The organism is Halothiobacillus sp. DCM-1 (genome assembly GCF_045689735.1).
GTDB lineage: Bacteria > Pseudomonadota > Gammaproteobacteria > Halothiobacillales > Halothiobacillaceae > Halothiobacillus.
In genome coordinates this window covers 389,472-406,049 of the sequence record NZ_CP142685.1, presented here as the reverse complement: position 1 = coordinate 406,049, position 16,578 = coordinate 389,472, and the positions used below count along the sequence as shown (strand labels likewise).

14 protein-coding genes and 1 tRNA gene are annotated in these 16,578 nt (G+C 58.2%); 2 read left to right on the top strand and 13 right to left on the bottom strand.

Going from position 1 to position 16,578, the window contains the following annotated elements; genetic code table 11:
* Window positions 1-38 precede the first annotated feature (38 nt).
* The 7 genes from lon to typA all read right to left on the bottom strand — a co-directional run bounded on the left by lon (window position 39) and on the right by typA (window position 9,648).
* Window positions 39-2,471 carry an endopeptidase La gene (gene lon, locus VOI35_RS01995; RefSeq protein WP_407276231.1) on the bottom strand — a complete coding sequence of 811 codons (2,433 nt, stop codon included), beginning with the start codon at window positions 2,469-2,471 and terminating at the stop codon, window positions 39-41.
* Between the two features lie 134 nt (window positions 2,472-2,605).
* Window positions 2,606-3,904, bottom strand: coding sequence for an ATP-dependent Clp protease ATP-binding subunit ClpX (gene clpX / locus VOI35_RS01990; RefSeq protein WP_407276230.1), 1,299 nt, complete (start codon window positions 3,902-3,904; stop codon window positions 2,606-2,608).
* Between the two features lie 45 nt (window positions 3,905-3,949).
* Window positions 3,950-4,555 (bottom strand): ATP-dependent Clp endopeptidase proteolytic subunit ClpP, encoded by a 606-nt coding sequence (gene clpP, locus VOI35_RS01985; RefSeq protein WP_407276776.1) that lies wholly within the window; start codon window positions 4,553-4,555, stop codon window positions 3,950-3,952.
* 211 nt (window positions 4,556-4,766) lie between these two features.
* Entirely contained in the window at window positions 4,767-6,059 is a 1,293-nt protein-coding gene (gene tig / locus VOI35_RS01980) for a trigger factor (protein ID WP_407276229.1), read from the bottom strand.
* Between the two features lie 98 nt (window positions 6,060-6,157).
* A tRNA-Leu gene (locus VOI35_RS01975) sits at window positions 6,158-6,241 on the bottom strand.
* A gap of 175 nt (window positions 6,242-6,416) precedes the next feature.
* Window positions 6,417-7,772: a signal recognition particle protein gene (gene ffh / locus VOI35_RS01970; protein WP_407276228.1), complete on the bottom strand. Its 1,356-nt coding sequence runs from the start codon at window positions 7,770-7,772 to the stop codon at window positions 6,417-6,419.
* Between the two features lie 43 nt (window positions 7,773-7,815).
* Entirely contained in the window at window positions 7,816-9,648 is a 1,833-nt protein-coding gene (gene typA / locus VOI35_RS01965) for a translational GTPase TypA (protein WP_407276227.1), read from the bottom strand.
* Window positions 9,649-9,815: 167 nt separating this feature from the next.
* On the opposite strand from typA, the gene aroK reads away from it, so the two are divergent.
* Window positions 9,816-10,334, top strand: a complete 519-nt coding sequence (gene aroK / locus VOI35_RS01960) for a shikimate kinase AroK (RefSeq protein ID WP_407276226.1) — start codon at window positions 9,816-9,818, stop codon at window positions 10,332-10,334.
* Between the two features lie 95 nt (window positions 10,335-10,429).
* On the opposite strand, the gene VOI35_RS01955 is transcribed toward aroK, so the two are convergent.
* Together VOI35_RS01955 and sohB are read right to left on the bottom strand one after the other, a co-directional pair.
* The gene (locus VOI35_RS01955) at window positions 10,430-10,954 is read right to left on the bottom strand and encodes a MarR family winged helix-turn-helix transcriptional regulator (protein WP_407276225.1); all 525 of its coding nucleotides are present in this window, start codon (window positions 10,952-10,954) and stop codon (window positions 10,430-10,432) included.
* Between the two features lie 193 nt (window positions 10,955-11,147).
* The gene (gene sohB / locus VOI35_RS01950; protein WP_407276224.1) at window positions 11,148-12,188 is read right to left on the bottom strand and encodes a protease SohB; all 1,041 of its coding nucleotides are present in this window, start codon (window positions 12,186-12,188) and stop codon (window positions 11,148-11,150) included.
* 173 nt (window positions 12,189-12,361) lie between these two features.
* On the opposite strand from sohB, the gene VOI35_RS01945 reads away from it, so the two are divergent.
* The gene (locus VOI35_RS01945) at window positions 12,362-13,237 is read left to right on the top strand and encodes a Tim44 domain-containing protein (RefSeq protein WP_407276223.1); all 876 of its coding nucleotides are present in this window, start codon (window positions 12,362-12,364) and stop codon (window positions 13,235-13,237) included.
* Window positions 13,238-13,652: 415 nt separating this feature from the next.
* Here VOI35_RS01945 and nusB read toward each other — a convergent pair whose 3' ends face one another.
* The 4 genes from nusB to VOI35_RS01925 form a co-directional block, all read right to left on the bottom strand.
* The gene (nusB, locus tag VOI35_RS01940) at window positions 13,653-14,228 is read right to left on the bottom strand and encodes a transcription antitermination factor NusB (protein ID WP_407276222.1); all 576 of its coding nucleotides are present in this window, start codon (window positions 14,226-14,228) and stop codon (window positions 13,653-13,655) included.
* Entirely contained in the window at window positions 14,225-14,716 is a 492-nt protein-coding gene (ribE, locus tag VOI35_RS01935; RefSeq protein WP_407276221.1) for a 6,7-dimethyl-8-ribityllumazine synthase, read from the bottom strand. Before ribE ends, nusB begins: the two co-directional genes overlap by 4 nt.
* The gene (gene ribBA, locus VOI35_RS01930) at window positions 14,713-15,843 is read right to left on the bottom strand and encodes a bifunctional 3,4-dihydroxy-2-butanone-4-phosphate synthase/GTP cyclohydrolase II (RefSeq protein ID WP_407276220.1); all 1,131 of its coding nucleotides are present in this window, start codon (window positions 15,841-15,843) and stop codon (window positions 14,713-14,715) included. The genes ribE and ribBA overlap by 4 nt, the downstream gene beginning before the upstream one ends.
* An 84-nt stretch (window positions 15,844-15,927) precedes the next feature.
* Window positions 15,928-16,572, bottom strand: a complete 645-nt coding sequence (locus VOI35_RS01925) for a riboflavin synthase (RefSeq protein WP_407276219.1) — start codon at window positions 16,570-16,572, stop codon at window positions 15,928-15,930.
* Window positions 16,573-16,578 lie beyond the last annotated feature (6 nt).

Genomic DNA, 16,578 nt, shown 5'->3' with positions numbered 1-16,578 from the left:
TGTCAACCAAGTGCAGCGCACATTCTCCTGCCGACCGGTCAATGAGCCGTGGCGCCCAGTTCATCGATTCGCTTGCCCTCTTCCGCCCGCAGGGGGTCGGCCGGCTCGACCGGTCGAGGGGTGGGCGGCGTGATCAAGGCCAAGTCCAGCACTTCGTCGATCCAACGCACCGGACGGATATCGAGCGAATTTTTGATTTTCTCAGGAATTTCAACCAGATCTTTTCGATTGCCTTCCGGAATCAAAACCAGCGTGATGCCGCCGCGTTGTGCTGCCAACAGTTTTTCCTTGAGACCACCGATAGGCAGCACTTCACCGCGCAGGGTAATTTCGCCGGTCATGGCCACGGTAGCTTTGACCGGAATTCCGGTGAGCGCCGAAACCATCGCCGTGCACATGGCGGAGCCTGCGGACGGCCCATCTTTCGGCGTGGCGCCTTCCGGGACATGCACATGCAAATCGGTTTTTTGGCTGAATTCCGGATCAATGCCCAAACCAACGGCACGCGAACGCACCACCGTCAGCGCGGCCTGAATGGATTCCTGCATCACTTCGCCGAGCTGCCCGGTGTATTTCAGATTCCCTTTGCCCGGCATGGTCGCCGCTTCGATGGTGAGCAAATCCCCACCGACTTCCGTCCAGGCCAGCCCGGTGACTTGCCCAACCTGATCGGGGTGTTCCACCTTGCCGAATTCAAACCGGTGTACGCCCAGATACTGGTCGAGAACATTCGCATCCACCACCACCGGCGGCTTCTGCTCATTCGTAACCAGTTTGCGCACGACCTTCCGCGCAACCTTGGCAAGATCGCGTTCCAGATTGCGCACCCCGGCCTCCCGGGTGTAGTACCGGATGATGTCGCGAACGGCATCGGTTTTCACCGACAGCTCACCCGCCTTCAGGCCGTTGTTTTTCAACTGCTTCGGCAGCAAATAACGCTCGGCGATCTCGGTTTTCTCATCCTCGGTGTAGCCCGCGATCCGAATCACTTCCATCCGGTCAAGCAACGGCCCGGGAATATTCATGCTGTTGGCGGTACACACGAACATAACATCGGAAATATCGATGTCCATATCCATGTAGTGATCCGCGAAGGCTTTGTTTTGCTCCGGATCCAGCACCTCCAGCAAGGCAGCCGCAGGATCCCCACGGAAGTCCGACGCCATCTTGTCGATTTCATCCAGCAAGATCAGAGGATTGCGCGAGCCGATCTTGCTCAGCGTTTGAATGATCCGACCCGGCATAGCCCCGACATAGGTTCGGCGATGCCCGCGAATCTCGGCATCATCCCGCACCCCGCCCAAGGCAATCCGGCCAAATTTTCGGTTCGTTGCTTTGGCGATCGACTGCCCGAGCGAGGTTTTCCCCACACCGGGCGGCCCCACCAGACACAGAATCGGCCCGTTCATTTTGCGCACGCGCTGCTGTACGGCCAGATATTCCAGAATGCGCTCTTTGACCTTCTCAAGCCCAAAATGATCGGCTTCCAGAATGGCCTCGGCTGCCGGCAGGTCATGCTTGATCTTGGTGTGTTTTTTCCAGGGAATCGCGATGATCCAGTCCAGATAATTGCGCACCACGGAGGCTTCTGCCGACATCGGCGACATCATCCGAAGTTTGTTCAGCTCGGATTTGGCTTTATCCAACGCTTCCTTGGGCATGCCGGCGGACAGGATGCTGCGCTCCAGCTCGTCGAGATCACTCCCGCCGTCTTCCAGCTCACCCAATTCTTTCTGGATCGCCTTCATCTGCTCATTGAGGTAATACTCGCGCTGGGATTTCTCCATTTGCTGCTTCACGCGACCCCGAATGCGTTTTTCGACTTGCAGCGTGTCAATTTCCGATTCGATCAGCACCATCAAATGCTCGATTCGCTGATGCAGATCAATCGTTTCCAGGATGCGCTGCTTTTCAGCCAGATTCAGGGACATATGCGCCGCGATGGTATCGGCCAGCCGCGAAATGTCATCAATCCCCGCCAGGGAAGCCAACACTTCCGGCGGGGTTTTTTTATTGAGCTTGACATAGCCATCGAACTGGTTGAGTAGCGTACGCGCTTCGACTTCCAGGGCGCGTTCATCGCCCAAGGGTGCCGCAGGAATCGTTTGCACTTGGGCAATCAAATGCAGATCCGCCTCATTGACCTGGCTGCACCGAACCCGCTCGACCCCTTCGACCAAGACTTTGATCGTGCCGTCCGGCAGCTTGTGCAATTGCAAAATATTGGCCAGGGTGCCCACTTCATGCAGATCCTGTCGTCCTGGATCATCCTGGTCGGCATCTTTTTGCGCGATCAACAACAACTGCTTGTTATCTTTGATGGCCTCTTCCAATGCCCGAACCGATTTTTCCCGCCCGACGAACAGCGGGATCACCATATGGGGATAGACCACGACATCCCTGAGCGGCAATACCGGCACAAAACGCGGCGAACCGGGGATCATCTCAGAAGATTGTTCAGATTGCGGCATGGCAAATACCTGTCTCGAAAAGCGCCGGCAACAGCACCGGACGCGCGCTCATGTCAGTGAGCATAGCCGATTGATGATGGCAATCACGGGGATTTCAAGAGTTCGCGACAGCAAGAACTGCCGCGACGAGTAGATCAGGCCGATTGATCTGCCGCTTTTCCGGCAGAATCCAGCACGAGAAACGGGGGCGTTTCACCACGAACGACCGCAGCATCGACGACCACCTTGGTCACATCTTCCTTGGAGGGCACCTCGAACATGGTATCCAGCAGCACATGTTCTAGGATGGTTCGCAGCCCGCGCGCGCCCGTCTTGCGTTTGATCGCCTGCCGCGCCACCTCGCGCAAGGCCTCCTCACGCAAATCCAGCTCCACACCCTCCATCTCGAACAGACGGTGGTATTGTTTCGCCAGCGCGTTTTTCGGCTCGGTCAGGATTTTCATCAACGCCGGCTCATCCAGCTCTTTGAGCACGGCGACTACCGGTAAGCGGCCGATAAACTCAGGGATCAAGCCATACCGCACCAGATCTTCCGACTCAACCTTGGAGAGCAGATCATCCGCCGCCCGTTTGTCGTCTTTGGACTTCACCTCGGCGGAAAAACCGATTCCCCCCTTTTCCATCCGCTGGCGAATCACCCCGTCGAGCCCGGCAAATGCCCCACCGCAGATGAACAGGATATTGGTGGTGTCGATCTGCACAAACTCCTGCTGCGGATGCTTGCGCCCGCCTTGTGGGGGCACGGAAGCCTGTGTCCCCTCGATCAGCTTGAGCAGCGCCTGCTGCACCCCTTCACCGGAGACATCGCGCGTGATCGACGGGTTTTCTGACTTGCGGGTGATTTTGTCGATTTCATCGATGTACACGATGCCATGCTGGGCTTTTTCGACATCGTAATCGCAGCGCTGCAGGAGTTTCTGCAGGATGTTTTCGACATCTTCGCCGACATAACCCGCCTCGGTCAGCGTGGTCGCATCCGCGATGGCGAACGGCACATCCAGCAAACGCGCCAGGGTTTGCGCCAGCAGCGTTTTCCCGGAACCCGTCGGGCCGATCAACAAAATATTGGATTTGGACAGTTCAACCGGTTCCGCCTCCGCGCCTTTCGCCTTGCCCTTCACTTGCGCGCCAAACAGATTGAGGCGCTTGTAGTGGTTATAGACCGCAACGGCCAGCGCCTTTTTCGCCAACTCCTGGCCGATGACATATTCATCCAGCGCGGCCACCAGTTCACGCGGTGTCGGCAAGCGGCTCGGCGCCTCGTCACGAGCCGCCTCCACCTCTTCGCGCAGAATGTCGTTGCACAACTCAACACATTCATCGCAAATGTACACGGAAGGCCCCGCGATCAACTTACGCACTTCTGCCTGCGGCTTGCCACAGAAGGAACAAGACAACCGATCTTGGTCGGAAGATTTAGTACTTTTAGCCATACGAGCCTCTCGCTCGGCGGTCAACCGCCCTTCTCTTCTTGGAAATCACGCGCGCTTGGAGAGCACGGCATCAATCAAACCATAGTCCACGGCTTCGTTCGCTGAAAGGAATTTATCGCGCTCCGTGTCCCGTTCGATGACTTCAATCGGCTGTTTGCAGTGATCCGCCAGGATGCCGTTCAAGCTGTGGCGCAGTTTGATGATTTCTTCTGCGTGAATCTTGATGTCAGACGCTTGCCCCTGAAACCCGCCGAGTGGTTGGTGAATCATCACGCGCGAATTGGGCAGGGCGTAACGCTTACCGGCCGCCCCACCCGCCAACAACACGGCGCCCATGCTGGCCGCCTGACCAATGCACAGCGTCGAGACATCCGGCTTGATGAACTGCATGGTGTCGTAAATCGACATCCCGGCCGTGACCACACCCCCCGGCGAGTTGATATACAGATGAATGTCTTTGTCCGGGTTTTCCGATTCCAGAAACAAAAGCTGTGCCACCACGAGATTGGCCATGTGGTCTTCAATCGGCCCCACGATAAAAATGACCCGTTCTTTCAAGAGCCGCGAATAAATATCGTAGGCACGCTCGCCACGAGAAGTCTGTTCGACCACCATCGGCACCAAGGTGGCCAGTTCCGGGGATAACTGCATCAGGGGATGATTCATTCGGATAACCTACACATTTGCTTCACAAACACCGCGAGAATACGCGCTGGCAGGTTCGTTAAACGAACCGCGACTGTCGGACTGTATCAGGATTTCCCCGGCCATGGGCGGGGGGCACGCGGCAACCGGGCAAAAAGTAACGGCGCGATCTGATGACCTCAGATCATCAGCATCGCGCCGCCATACGAACAAGCCCTTAGCCCTGCGGATTCATCACGGCCTTGAATGCCAGCGTGTTGGTGGTGACTTGAGCTTTACTCAGCACATAATCCACCGCCTGCTGTTCCAATACCACGGTGCGGGCATTGCTCATCAGTTCGCGATCACCCTTGTAGCTGGCAACCACTTGCTCCGGCTCATCATAAGCGGCCGCGACATCCTGGATGAACTCCTCAACCAGTGCCTCATCGACCCGCAAATCCGCAGATTTCACCAGTTCCATGATCACCAGCCCCATCTTCACCCGACGCGCTGCCTGTTCGTTGAACAGGCTGGCGTCAAATTTACTGGCATCCGCACCGGGTAAATTTTGACGCACGAAACCATCGCGCATCGCCACTGCTTCTTCGTTGATCAAAGCATTGGGCACGGCAAAATCCAGACTATCGGCCACCGCCGTGATGACCTTGTCTTTCACTTGGCGCTTGAGCGCCTGCTTGAGCTCGCGCTCCATGTTTTTACGGACATCCGCCTTGAGTTCAGCAACGGAGGCGGAGCCAAATTTTGCGGCAAAGGCGTCATCGAGTGGGGGGATCTCTTTTTCCTCAACCAGGGTAGCGGTCACCGTGAATTGCGCGGTTTTCCCCTTGAGGTTTTCCACCGGATAATCCTCCGGGAAGGCGACATCGAATACCCGCGCCGGTTCGCCGGCGACAATGCCTTCGATGCCTTTCTCGAAATCGGCCAGCATGCGTTTTTCACCGAGAACGACCGTCATGCCAGTGCCTGTACCCCCGTCAAACGCCACACCGTCCAGGGTACCGGCAAAATCCACCGTGACGCGATCCCCCTCGGCGGCAGCCCGTGCTACCGTTTTCCAGCCCGCGTTTTGCTCGCGCAGCGTGCCGAGCATGTCCTCGACATCCGCGTCGGTCACTTCGGCAGTCACCGTCTCGATCGACAGCGCCGACAAATCCCCAATGGCGAACTCTGGATATACCTCCAACGCAGCCACGAACTTCAGGTTTTCGCCCGGATTGCTGTCAACGGACTCAATGGATGGATTGCCAGCCGGCCGGAGGTTTTGCTCGGCCACCGCCTCGTGATAGGCACGCCCCATCACATCCCCGACCACCTCATCGCGCACTTGACCCTGATAACGCTGCCGCACCACCGGCAAGGGTGCCTTACCAGGACGGAAACCATCAATCCGCACACGGCGCGCCATGTCTTTGATGCGACGGTCAACTTCTGTATCAATCTGCTGTGCGGGAACTTCGATGGCCAGACGGCGAACCAGACCCTCGGATGACTGCAACTGAACCTGCATGTTCACTCAACCTCAAAAATACGGCAAAACGAAAACGAACGGCTGATGGGAAAGCGCCCGAAGGCAACTGCCTGCGGTCATCCCCAAAAGCCAAAATTTGGTGCGAGAGAAGAGACTCGAACTCTTACGCCAAAGGCGCTGGAACCTAAATCCAGTGCGTCTACCAATTCCGCCACTCTCGCTGATCCCACGGGCAAGCCGCCAGGATAAAATCAGGCGGGGGAGTATACCCGAGTTCGCAAAAACCGGCAGCCGTATTTGCCTATGTTGTTTGACTATCTACGGCATAACCTTCATCGCCATGCCCAAGAAACCCTGGCCGGAGCTTGTCGGTACGCCCCTGGACACATCGCGTCGTTAGATTGGCAACCCGGGCACCCGTCCCTTGAGCGCACGCATCATTTTCTTGATACCCCCGCCAGAGAACTTCTTCATCATGTCGCTCATATCCCGATGCTGTTTGAGCAAGCGGTTGACATCATGCACCGCCATGCCCGAACCCAGGGCAATCCGCCGCTTGCGCGAACCTTTGATCAAATCCGGCTGGAGCCGTTCTGCAGGGGTCATGGAATTGATGATGGCAATCATCCGCCGAATATCCCGATCATCGATATGCGATTTGGCATCCGCAGACAGCCGCCCCATGCCCGGTAGCTTGTCCATCAGGCCGTGGATGCCCCCCATATTGAGCATCTGCTCGAATTGATCGCGCATATCGACCAAGGTGAAGCCTTTCCCCGCACGCACCTTGTCGGCCAAGGCTTGTGCTTTGGCGGTATCGACACTGCGCTGCGCCTGCTCGACCAGGGAAACCACATCGCCCATACCCAGAATGCGCGAGGCAATCCGTTCCGGATGAAAGGGTTCCAGCGCATCGAGCTTCTCGCCCATCCCGATGAATTTGATCGGCTGACCGGTAATTGCGCGCACGGACAAGGCCGCGCCGCCGCGCGCGTCCCCATCGGCCTTCGTCAGCACCACGCCCGTGAGAGGGAGTGCCTCGCTGAACGCACGCGCGGTATTGGCGGCATCCTGGCCGGTCATGGCATCGACAACGAACAGCGTTTCCACGGGTTTGAGCGCGGCATGCAGAGCGCGTACTTCATCCATCATCTCGGCATCGACATGCAACCGGCCGGCGGTATCGACCAGCAACACATCATAAAACCCTTGCCGGGCGTGGCGCACCGCCGCCGTCACAATCTCTAGGGGCTGCTGCGTGGCTTCAGAGGGAAAGAAATCCACATCGACCTGTTTTGCCACCGTTTCGAGCTGTTTAATCGCGGCCGGGCGGTACACATCCGCACTGACCACCAGCACCTTTTTCCGTTCGCGCGTCAGCAGCAGGCGACCCAGCTTACCCACGGTCGTGGTTTTACCCGCACCCTGCAAACCGGCCATCAAAACAATCGCGGGCGGCTGTGCGGCGAGGTTGAGCGCGCTGTTTTCCTGCCCCATCAGGCGGGTCAATTCATCGTGAACGATCTTGATGAACACTTGCCCGGGGGACAGGCTTTTCAGCACCTCGGCGCCCACCGCGCGTTCTTTGACACCCTGAATGAAGTCGCGCACCACCGGCAGCGCCACATCGGCCTCCAGCAAGGCCATGCGCACTTCGCGCAACGCATCCTTGATGTTGTCTTCGGTGAGCCGCCCTTGGCCACGCAGACTATCGAACAGGTTGCCTAAACGCTGTGACAGGTTCTCAAACATGGTTCATCTCCACACTCGCTGACCCACACTCACTGGAGTTCGCTTAGTCACCACGCCCGTATCGCTTGCGATCAAGCTCGGTCAGCCATTTTTTCCGAATGCGGATCGACGACGGCGTCACTTCGACCAGCTCGTCGTCGTCAATGAATTCCAGCGCTTGCTCCAGGGTATAGCGGATCGGGGGCACCAGAATCAAGGCCTCATCCGTCCCCGAGGCGCGCATGTTGGTGAGTTTTTTGCCTTTGAGCACATTGACGGTCAGGTCGTTGTCCCGCGAGTGGATGCCGACGACCTGGCCTTCGTAGACCTCGTCACCATGCCCGATCATCATGCGGCCGCGATCCTGCAGGTTGAAAATCGCATAGGCCAGCGCCTTGCCGGTTTCGTTAGCAATCAACACGCCATTGATGCGCTGACCAACGGTACCCGGCTTGTATTCCCCGTAATGATCGAACACGGAAAACAGCAAGCCGGTTCCTTGGGTCGCCGTTAAAAACTCGGTGCGGAAGCCAATCAAGCCGCGCGACGGGATCATGTATTCGAGCCGAACCCGGCCTTTGCCATCCGGCTGCATGTTGCGCATTTCCGCCCGGCGAATACCGAGCTTTTCCATCACCCCGCCTTGATGGATTTCTTCAATATCGACCACCAGTTGCTCGTAGGGCTCCTGTTTTTGGCCATCGACTTCACGAATGATGACTTCCGGTCGCCCGACGGCGAGTTCAAACCCCTCGCGGCGCATGTTTTCGATCAGCACCGACAAGTGCAGCTCGCCACGACCCGAGACGCGGAATTTGTCGCCATCCTCGGTATCTTCCACCCGCAGCGCCACATTGTGGAGCAGCTCTTTGTGCAGCCGGTCGCGAATCTGGCGACTGGTGACGAATTTGCCTTCTTTGCCGGCAAACGGTGAAGTGTTGACCTGGAAGGTCATGCTCACGGTCGGCTCGTCGATGGTCAGCGGCGGGAGCATTTCCACCGCGTCCGGATCGCAAATGGTATCGGAGATGAAGAGCGGATCGAGGCCGGAAAACACGATGATGTCGCCGGCTTCGGCACTGGGCACTTCGACTCGATCCAGGCCGTGAAAGCCCATGATCTGCAACATACGACCGGAGCGCACATTGCCTTCACGATCCATCACCTTCACCTGGGTGTTGGTTTTGACGCGGCCGCGCTTGATCCGGCCAATCCCAAGCACGCCCATGTACGGGTTGTAATCGAGACTGGAAACCTGCATCTGGAACGGGCCATCGACATCCACATCCGGTGCCGGCACATGATCGACGATCGCCTGAAACAACGCAGTCATATCGCCATCGCGCACCGTATCTTCCAGCCCGGCATAGCCATTGAGCGCCGAGGCATAGACAATCGGGAAATCCAACTGCTCGTCGCTCGCCCCCAGGCGATCAAACAAATCGAACACCTGATCGACCACCCACTGCGGCCGTGACCCCGGACGATCGACCTTGTTCACGACCACAATGGGCTTCAAGCCGTGCTCGAACGCCTTTTGGGTCACAAAACGCGTTTGCGGCATCGGGCCATCGACTGCATCGACCAACAGCAAGACCGAATCCACCATCGACAACACCCGCTCAACCTCTCCGCCAAAATCGGCGTGACCGGGGGTATCGACGATATTGATGCGGTATTGCTCACCCGACGGACTCGTCCAGCGGATCGCCGTGTTCTTCGCCAGAATCGTGATGCCCCGCTCTTTTTCGATGGCATTCGAATCCATCACCCGCTCACCGGTATCGGCTCGGGCATCCAGCGTGCCGGATTGCTGCAGCAGCTTATCGACCAGGGTCGTCTTGCCGTGGTCAACGTGAGCAATGATCGCGATATTCTTCAGGTTGTTGTTTTTCATTGATTTTGCCGCAAAGCACGGCCAGCTAGTAAAAATTAAGGCGCACAGTGTACCGGGGATTGCCGACAAAGGCATGACACATTTGCAGCGCAGGAACAGACCGTGCATTGAAAATCCATCGCGCGTGGCTAGACTACGGACTTTTGCGCCCACGAAATAAAACGGTTATGCAGCAGAACAGCCTGATCCTGGTCGGTCCCATGGGCGCCGGTAAAAGCACCATCGGGAAAATGCTCGCCCATCAACTGAACCTCCCCTTTCTGGATTCAGACAAAGAGATTGAGCAGCACACCGGCGCCACGATTCCGCTGATTTTCGAAATCGAAGGAGAAGCGGGGTTCCGGGATCGGGAGGTCGCGGTCATCAATGAAATCACCCGCAGCCCCGGCTGGGTGCTTGCCACAGGGGGCGGTGCCATTCTGCGACCGGAAAACCGGCGGCTATTCGCAGAACGGGGCTTCGTGGTCTATCTGCATGCCAGCGTGCATCAACAGGCGGAACGCACGGCGCAGGATACCCAGCGCCCACTGCTTCAAACCCCCGATCGCATCGGCAAGCTGCGCGAGTTGATGGCGCAGCGCGAACCACTCTACCGATCAGCAGCGGATTTGGTTATCGAAACCGCCAACAAGACCCCGCGCATGGTCGTCGATCTGATTCGGCAGCGACTGGAATCCCTCGGCTGAAGCGTGGCGGATTCATTCAGCGCTTCCCGCTTGACACAGGGGTGCGGCAGCATTCCGGTCTCATCCATACAATACCGCTTGGCTCAGCGGTGTCGTCAGGAAGATTCCCCCCACTCCCGGCACGAGGGCAAACTGCAGCCCCGGCGTTGCGGTCGTTTCTTTTCTGGCAGGTCGTCATAGAGTCGATCCCGCAGTTCCAAAAAAAACGCCTCAACCAACGGCAAGGGCGCGACGGTGACTTTGGCAAAAGTGCGCTGGTAAATCTTCTCGGAGCTTTGGCGAATTTCCTCGATCAGCGGCCAGGCGCGCGGGGTGAGCTGGATAATCTTGCAGCGACGATCCGTCTCGCTGTGAATGCGCTTGACCCACTCATCCCGCGACAAACGATCCAACATGGCCACCAGGGACGGACCTTCAACCCCCAGCTCTTCGGCCAGCTCCGATTGAATCATGCCCTCGGGATGCATCGCCAGAATGGCGAGCGTGCGCCATTTGGCCTGGCTCAAGCCATGATGCGCCAGTTCATTATCCATAAGCTGACGCCACAACTGCGTCACCCGCAGCATCAACACCGGCATCCGGTCTTCGGTACAAATATCAAATTGCGGCTGATCAGTCATCACTCATCCAAGCGCGGCACGCCAGGCAAATGCCCAGCCACGCGCCATTAAAATTCTTCGCTAAATTAATAGTATAGCTTTTATGGTTTACGGGTAAGAAAGAAATTCAGCGCAAAAGTTCGAACAGGCAGTCGCGCACAGCGCAAGTGCCCGTCTTCCCTAAGTATTTTGCGCCCTCAAGTCTTCCGCACCACTAAATCTTTTCCTGGGGATCTTCTAGTTTATGACGCCACCGATCCCAGAGCTGTTCCGTGGCCTCTGTGACTGCGGCTTGTGCCTCACCACGAACGCGCTGCAGCCAGGTCGTGCGGGCCATTTTCCGAACCCGGGTGAATTGATGGGTGGCCAAACGCGCCGAAATCCAGGCATCGCTCGTCGCCAATTCATCGACCAGATTCAGCGCCAATGCCTGCTGGCCAAACCAGTATTCGCCAGTCGCAACCACAGACAAATCCAGAACGGGGCGATATTGCTGCAAGAATGCCTTGAATAAATCGTGGGTTTCATTGAGCTGCATCCGGAATTTTTCCCGCCCTTCCTCGGTATTCTCACCCAGAACGGTCAAAGTTCGCTTGTACTGCCCCGCCGTATGCAGTTCGATGTCAATTTCATGGCGCTGTAGCAGTCGATGCACATTCGGTAATTGCGCGACGACGCCAATCGATCCGACCACGGCAAACGGCGCCGCCACTATATGATCGGCCACCGCCGCCATCATGTAGCCCCCGCTGGCCGCCACTTTGTCCACCGCCACAGTGAGCCGGATTCCGGCTACCCGCAAGCGCGCCAACTGGGCGGCGGCCAAACCATACGCCGTCACCAGTCCGCCCGGGCTTTCCAGCAACAGCAGAACCTCGTCTTCTGCCGGGCGCGCCACGCTCAACACCACCGTAATTTCTTCGCGCAAGGCTTCTACCGCGCTGGCACGCAAATCTCCGGTAAAAGACAACACAAACACCTGAGGTTCGGTCGAAGCGGTTTTTTTACGCGCCTTGGCATCTTCGGACTGCTGCTTTTGTCGGCGCTTCCAGGCTCGATCATCCAACACCTGCCGTGCCAACGCATCGGCGCTGGTTTGCACCGTTTGGTTGAGCGATTCGAATTGCCAGTCCTGCCGCGTTCCGCGCGCCCCCCGCCCACGGGCACGCGCAACCAGCATCACCAGCAAGACCCCCATCAGCAACACGCTGAATAGCTGAATGAGAAACAAGCCGTATTGCGCCCAAAAGCCCATCACATGACAACCAATTCTGAATAGAAATTTCTTACAGTATACCGGCAACCCGTTGAATTCATGCCTCATCGATTAAGTGCGCACACTATGCGAAAGTCCAGCCCGATCAGTGCATCCAGCCGAACCCCTCACTAGAATGCTCAACAATGTAGGTAATTCAGGAAAGCCTGATCATGTTGTACAAAAAGTTGTCATCGTGGGCGTTGTTGCTCACTCTGGGTTTGGGATTGGTCGCCTTGGGCGCCCTGCAGACCGCTGAAGCCAAACGCATTGGCGGGGGCAGCAACCTCGGTCAACAGAAACACAGTTACAGCCGCCAAGCCACAGCCCCCGCAGCGGCACCGGCAGGCACTGCTGCCGCGCCAGCCAAGGCGGCTCCCAATGGCAACCGCTGGCTCGGCCCTCTGGCCGGTCTGGCGGCCGGCGGGCTGTTGGCCGCCCTGTTTTTCGGCGGTGCCTTTGATGGGCTCACCCCGGTTGATTTCATCATCATGCTGATTTTTGGCGTGGGCGCCTATTTTCTAATCCGCGCATTGCGCCAAAAATCCCGCCCAGCGGCGCCTGCCTATGCGGGTCATCCAGCAGCACCGTCTGCGCAGGGGCGCACCGCTGCGATTCCCCCGGTTTCAGCAGGCAGCCCACCCGCCGATCTGATCCAGGCACCGGCCTGGTTCAACGAAACACAGTTCCTCGAAGCAGCCAAAACGCATTTTACCAACCTGCAAAAATCTTGGGATAACAATGACATGGAATCCATGCGCGAGTATTTCACGCCAACATTGTTTGCCGAGTTATCGCAAGAGCGGGCGCGGATGGGCGAGGAATTCAATGTCACTGAGGTACAGTCGCTGAATGCACAGCTGCTGGATTTGAGCCATGAGCCCGGTGATGTCGTGGTGGCCTCAGTCCTCTTCCAGGGGGTCGTCCGAGAAAATTACGGACAACCGGAATCCATCGCAGAAGTCTGGCATGTGCGCCACCCCGCCTCATCGCCTCAAGGGGATTGGCTGATTTCCGGGATTCAGCAATACCAGCATCTCGTGCACTGAATACCCGGAGCTTCGGCGAGGGCAACGCAACGAAAAACCGGCCTCTAGGCCGGTTTTTTTAATTCCAGAATTTCCAATCCGATCGCGCATCGCGGAATAAATCCGCGCGCCCCGTTTGGCGCGGGGATACCCCCAGTTTGGCGGCGCTCTCTGAATCAATCCCGGGATGAATTGAGTTAGGGAAGCGCTGATTAAATCAGCGCTTCCCGCTTGGGGCAGGATGCCCCAACACGAACAACGACATAAATCGTTGATTCGTGAAGACCGTCGCGGACATGAACGCGTAGCTGGCGTAAGCCCGCCGCGACGAGGCATGCTGAATAAATCCATGGATGGATTTATTCAGTGCTTCCTTAGGGATTTCGAAACCGGCACGCCCGCCATTGTTCGCAAACCCGGAACGAGAAAACAGCCTTTAGCGCCGCGCTTCATGGGGGCGAACCTGATCCGCGAGCTTGTCGAGCACCCCATTGATATAACGATGGCCCTCGGTCGCCCCGTATAACTTGGCCATTTCCACCGCTTCGTTGATCGCAACCGCACGGGGAATTTCCGGCGAATGCATCAGTTCAAACGCACCCAGCCGCAGAATGGCGTGCTCGATGGGATCCAACTCGGCCAACGGCCGGTCGAGCAGCGGGGCAAACACCGCATCGATGTGCGCCCCCTGTTCGCTCACACCCCGCACAATGTGCCTGAACAAGGCCAGATCAACCTTGAGCATGAAGGGATCTTCCATAAACTGGGCTTCAAGTTGATCCGGCGGGGTGAAGTTCAACAGTTGCTGATACAGCGCCTGAACCGCGCGTTCCCGAGTCCAGCGCCAGCGCTTTTTGTTCGAGGGGGGGCGAGCCGGGTAATGGCGCGCCGCTTTTTTTCCCGCCGTGGCACCTGCGCGCGGCGCAGAAGATGCCTGCTCAGTCTCGGATTCTGGTTCGGGCCCGGCGGGCTGTGGCACCGCTTCCCACGGAATATCGCCCAGACGCGTCACGGCTGCACATCCAACTGTTTGAGCAGGTTCACCATCTCAATCGCCGTGGCGGCGGCCTCCGCCCCCTTATTGCCGGCCTTGGTGCCGGCGCGCTCAATGGCCTGCTCGATCGTATCAGTCGTCAAAACGCCAAAAATGACCGGAATATCGTAATCCATCCCGACGGTCGCAATCCCCTTGGCCGCTTCGCCCGCCACATAATCAAAATGCGCGGTCGAACCCCGGATGACTGCCCCGAGACAAATGACGGCATCGTAGCGTTCACTCGCCGCCAAGCGTTGGGCGATCAACGGAATCTCGTAGGCACCGGGCACCTTGACCACGGTGACCGCATCGGCAGGCACGCCGTGCCGTTTGAGGGTGTCGAGTGCTCCCTCAGTCAAACGATCCACGATAAATGCATTCCAGCGCGTGGCAATGACCGCAAAGCGCGCACCCTCGGGCGCGGTCAGCCCCCCTTCAATGAGGGTCGGAATGGCTGTATTCATGAACTTACTCCCGCCGGATGCTCGGCATCATCATAGAGATAATCAACCACCTCAAGCCCGTAACCGGCCAAGGCATGGAAATGTTTGGGGGCGCTCATCACGCGCATGCGCTGCACCCCGAGATCGATCAGAATTTGGGCACCGACCCCGTAGGTGCGGACATGATCCCCGCCCGTCTGCCCCGAGGTTTCGGGAAACTGCCAGTGTCTGAGTTGCTCAACGATCGCCTGCTCATCAACGGGCGGACGCAGCAAGACCGCAACGCCAACCGGCATTTTGGCCAATCGGGACAACACATCGGGCAAGGGCCAGCCACAATCTCGCCCCAACGGATTGAGCAAATCGCACACCGGCTGATGGACATGCACACGCACCGGCACCGGCTGATCGGCGCTCGGCTCGCCCCGCACAAGCGCCAAATGCACCTGTCCGCTGGAATGATCCTGGTAAGCGAACAGTCGAAACGCACCGGAGGGCAGTTGCAGTGGAATTTCGCTCAGTCGTTCGACGGATCGCTCGTGCTTCATCCGGTAACGGATCAGATCGGCAATCGAGCCGATTTTCAGGCCATGCGTCGCGGCGAACTGCTCCAGATCGGGGCGGCGCGCCATAGTGCCATCTTCGTTGAGCACCTCGACAATCACGGCGGCGGGCTCCTTGGCACCCGCCAATCGCGCCAGATCGACGCCTGCCTCGGTGTGCCCGGCGCGGGTGAGCACGCCCCCGGCGCGCGCCATCAGCGGGAAAATATGCCCAGGCTGTACGATATCCGAGGGCTTGGCACCAGCCGCCACGGCGGCCTGGACCGTTATCGCCCGATCCTGGGCGGAAATCCCGGTCGTCACACCCTCGGCGGCCTCGATGGAGACGGTAAACGCCGTCGAGAAATTCTCGCTATTGCGCGCGACCATCAAAGGCAGCTTGAGCTGCTGGCAGCGCTGCTCGGTCAGCGTCAGGCAGATCAAACCCCGACCAAACCGCGCCATGAAGTTGATGTCTTCCGGCCGGACTTTTTCCGCCAGCATCAACAAATCCCCTTCGTTCTCGCGGTCTTCATCATCAACGATGATCACCATCCGACCCGCAGCCAACTCGTCGAGAATTTCGTGAATGGGGCTAAAGCTCATAGCGGTGTCCGACGACAGTTCTGGAAGCTGGGGATTCTATCAGGTTGCGCCCGGCTGCGCTCCGCGCGGGCACGCCATGCCGGCTCAGGCGTAGGGCGAACCTGACAAGCCCGCGAATGCAGACGGCGGCGCGGTCACCCGCCCCTGCAACAGACGCTCCAGGTAACGCGCCACTACATCGATTTCGAGATTGACCTGCGTTCCCGACAGGTACTCGCCCATGATCGTTTGCGCCAGCGTGTGCGGGATGATCGTCAACCGGAAACGGGCGCCCTCCACCTCGTTGACCGTCAAACTCACCCCATCGATGGTCACTGAGCCTTTTTTGGCGATGTAGTGCGCGAGTTCATCCGGGGCGCGCAGCCAGAAACTGGTGGCGCGCGCCTCTTCCTCGCGCGATTCGACCCGCGCCAGCCCATCCACATGCCCACTGACCAGATGCCCACCGAGTGGCGTCGCCAGCGTGAGCGCCTTTTCCAGATTAACCCGAGCCCCCGGCCGCAACTGGCCGAGCGTGGTTAACTTCAGCGTTTCTCGCGAACAATCCACCGAAAACTGCTGCCGGTTGCGGGCGGTGACGGTCAGACACACGCCGTTGACCGCGATAGAATCGCCCAACTGCACCGCCGACAAATCCAATGCCGCCGCATCGAGCGTGAGGCTCACATCGCCCCCACGGGGGGTCAAAGCGGCCAGGGTTCCGACGGCTTGAATGATGCCAGTAAACATCGCGGG

What these genes read in the sequence shown, in the direction of transcription:
- lon (WP_407276231.1), bottom strand. Translation starts at nt 2,471, where the DNA reads ATGCCGCAATCTGAACAATCTTCTGAGATGATCCCCGGTTCGCCGCGT.
- clpX (WP_407276230.1), bottom strand. Translation starts at nt 3,904, where the DNA reads ATGGCTAAAAGTACTAAATCTTCCGACCAAGATCGGTTGTCTTGTTCC.
- clpP (WP_407276776.1), bottom strand. Translation starts at nt 4,555, where the DNA reads ATGCAGTTATCCCCGGAACTGGCCACCTTGGTGCCGATGGTGGTCGAA.
- tig (WP_407276229.1), bottom strand. Translation starts at nt 6,059, where the DNA reads ATGCAGGTTCAGTTGCAGTCATCCGAGGGTCTGGTTCGCCGTCTGGCC.
- ffh (WP_407276228.1), bottom strand. Translation starts at nt 7,772, where the DNA reads ATGTTTGAGAACCTGTCACAGCGTTTAGGCAACCTGTTCGATAGTCTG.
- typA (WP_407276227.1), bottom strand. Translation starts at nt 9,648, where the DNA reads ATGAAAAACAACAACCTGAAGAATATCGCGATCATTGCTCACGTTGAC.
- aroK (WP_407276226.1), top strand. Translation starts at nt 9,816, where the DNA reads ATGCAGCAGAACAGCCTGATCCTGGTCGGTCCCATGGGCGCCGGTAAA.
- VOI35_RS01955 (WP_407276225.1), bottom strand. Translation starts at nt 10,954, where the DNA reads ATGACTGATCAGCCGCAATTTGATATTTGTACCGAAGACCGGATGCCG.
- sohB (WP_407276224.1), bottom strand. Translation starts at nt 12,188, where the DNA reads ATGGGCTTTTGGGCGCAATACGGCTTGTTTCTCATTCAGCTATTCAGC.
- VOI35_RS01945 (WP_407276223.1), top strand. Translation starts at nt 12,362, where the DNA reads ATGTTGTACAAAAAGTTGTCATCGTGGGCGTTGTTGCTCACTCTGGGT.
- ribE (WP_407276221.1), bottom strand. Translation starts at nt 14,716, where the DNA reads ATGAATACAGCCATTCCGACCCTCATTGAAGGGGGGCTGACCGCGCCC.
- ribBA (WP_407276220.1), bottom strand. Translation starts at nt 15,843, where the DNA reads ATGAGCTTTAGCCCCATTCACGAAATTCTCGACGAGTTGGCTGCGGGT.
- VOI35_RS01925 (WP_407276219.1), bottom strand. Translation starts at nt 16,572, where the DNA reads ATGTTTACTGGCATCATTCAAGCCGTCGGAACCCTGGCCGCTTTGACC.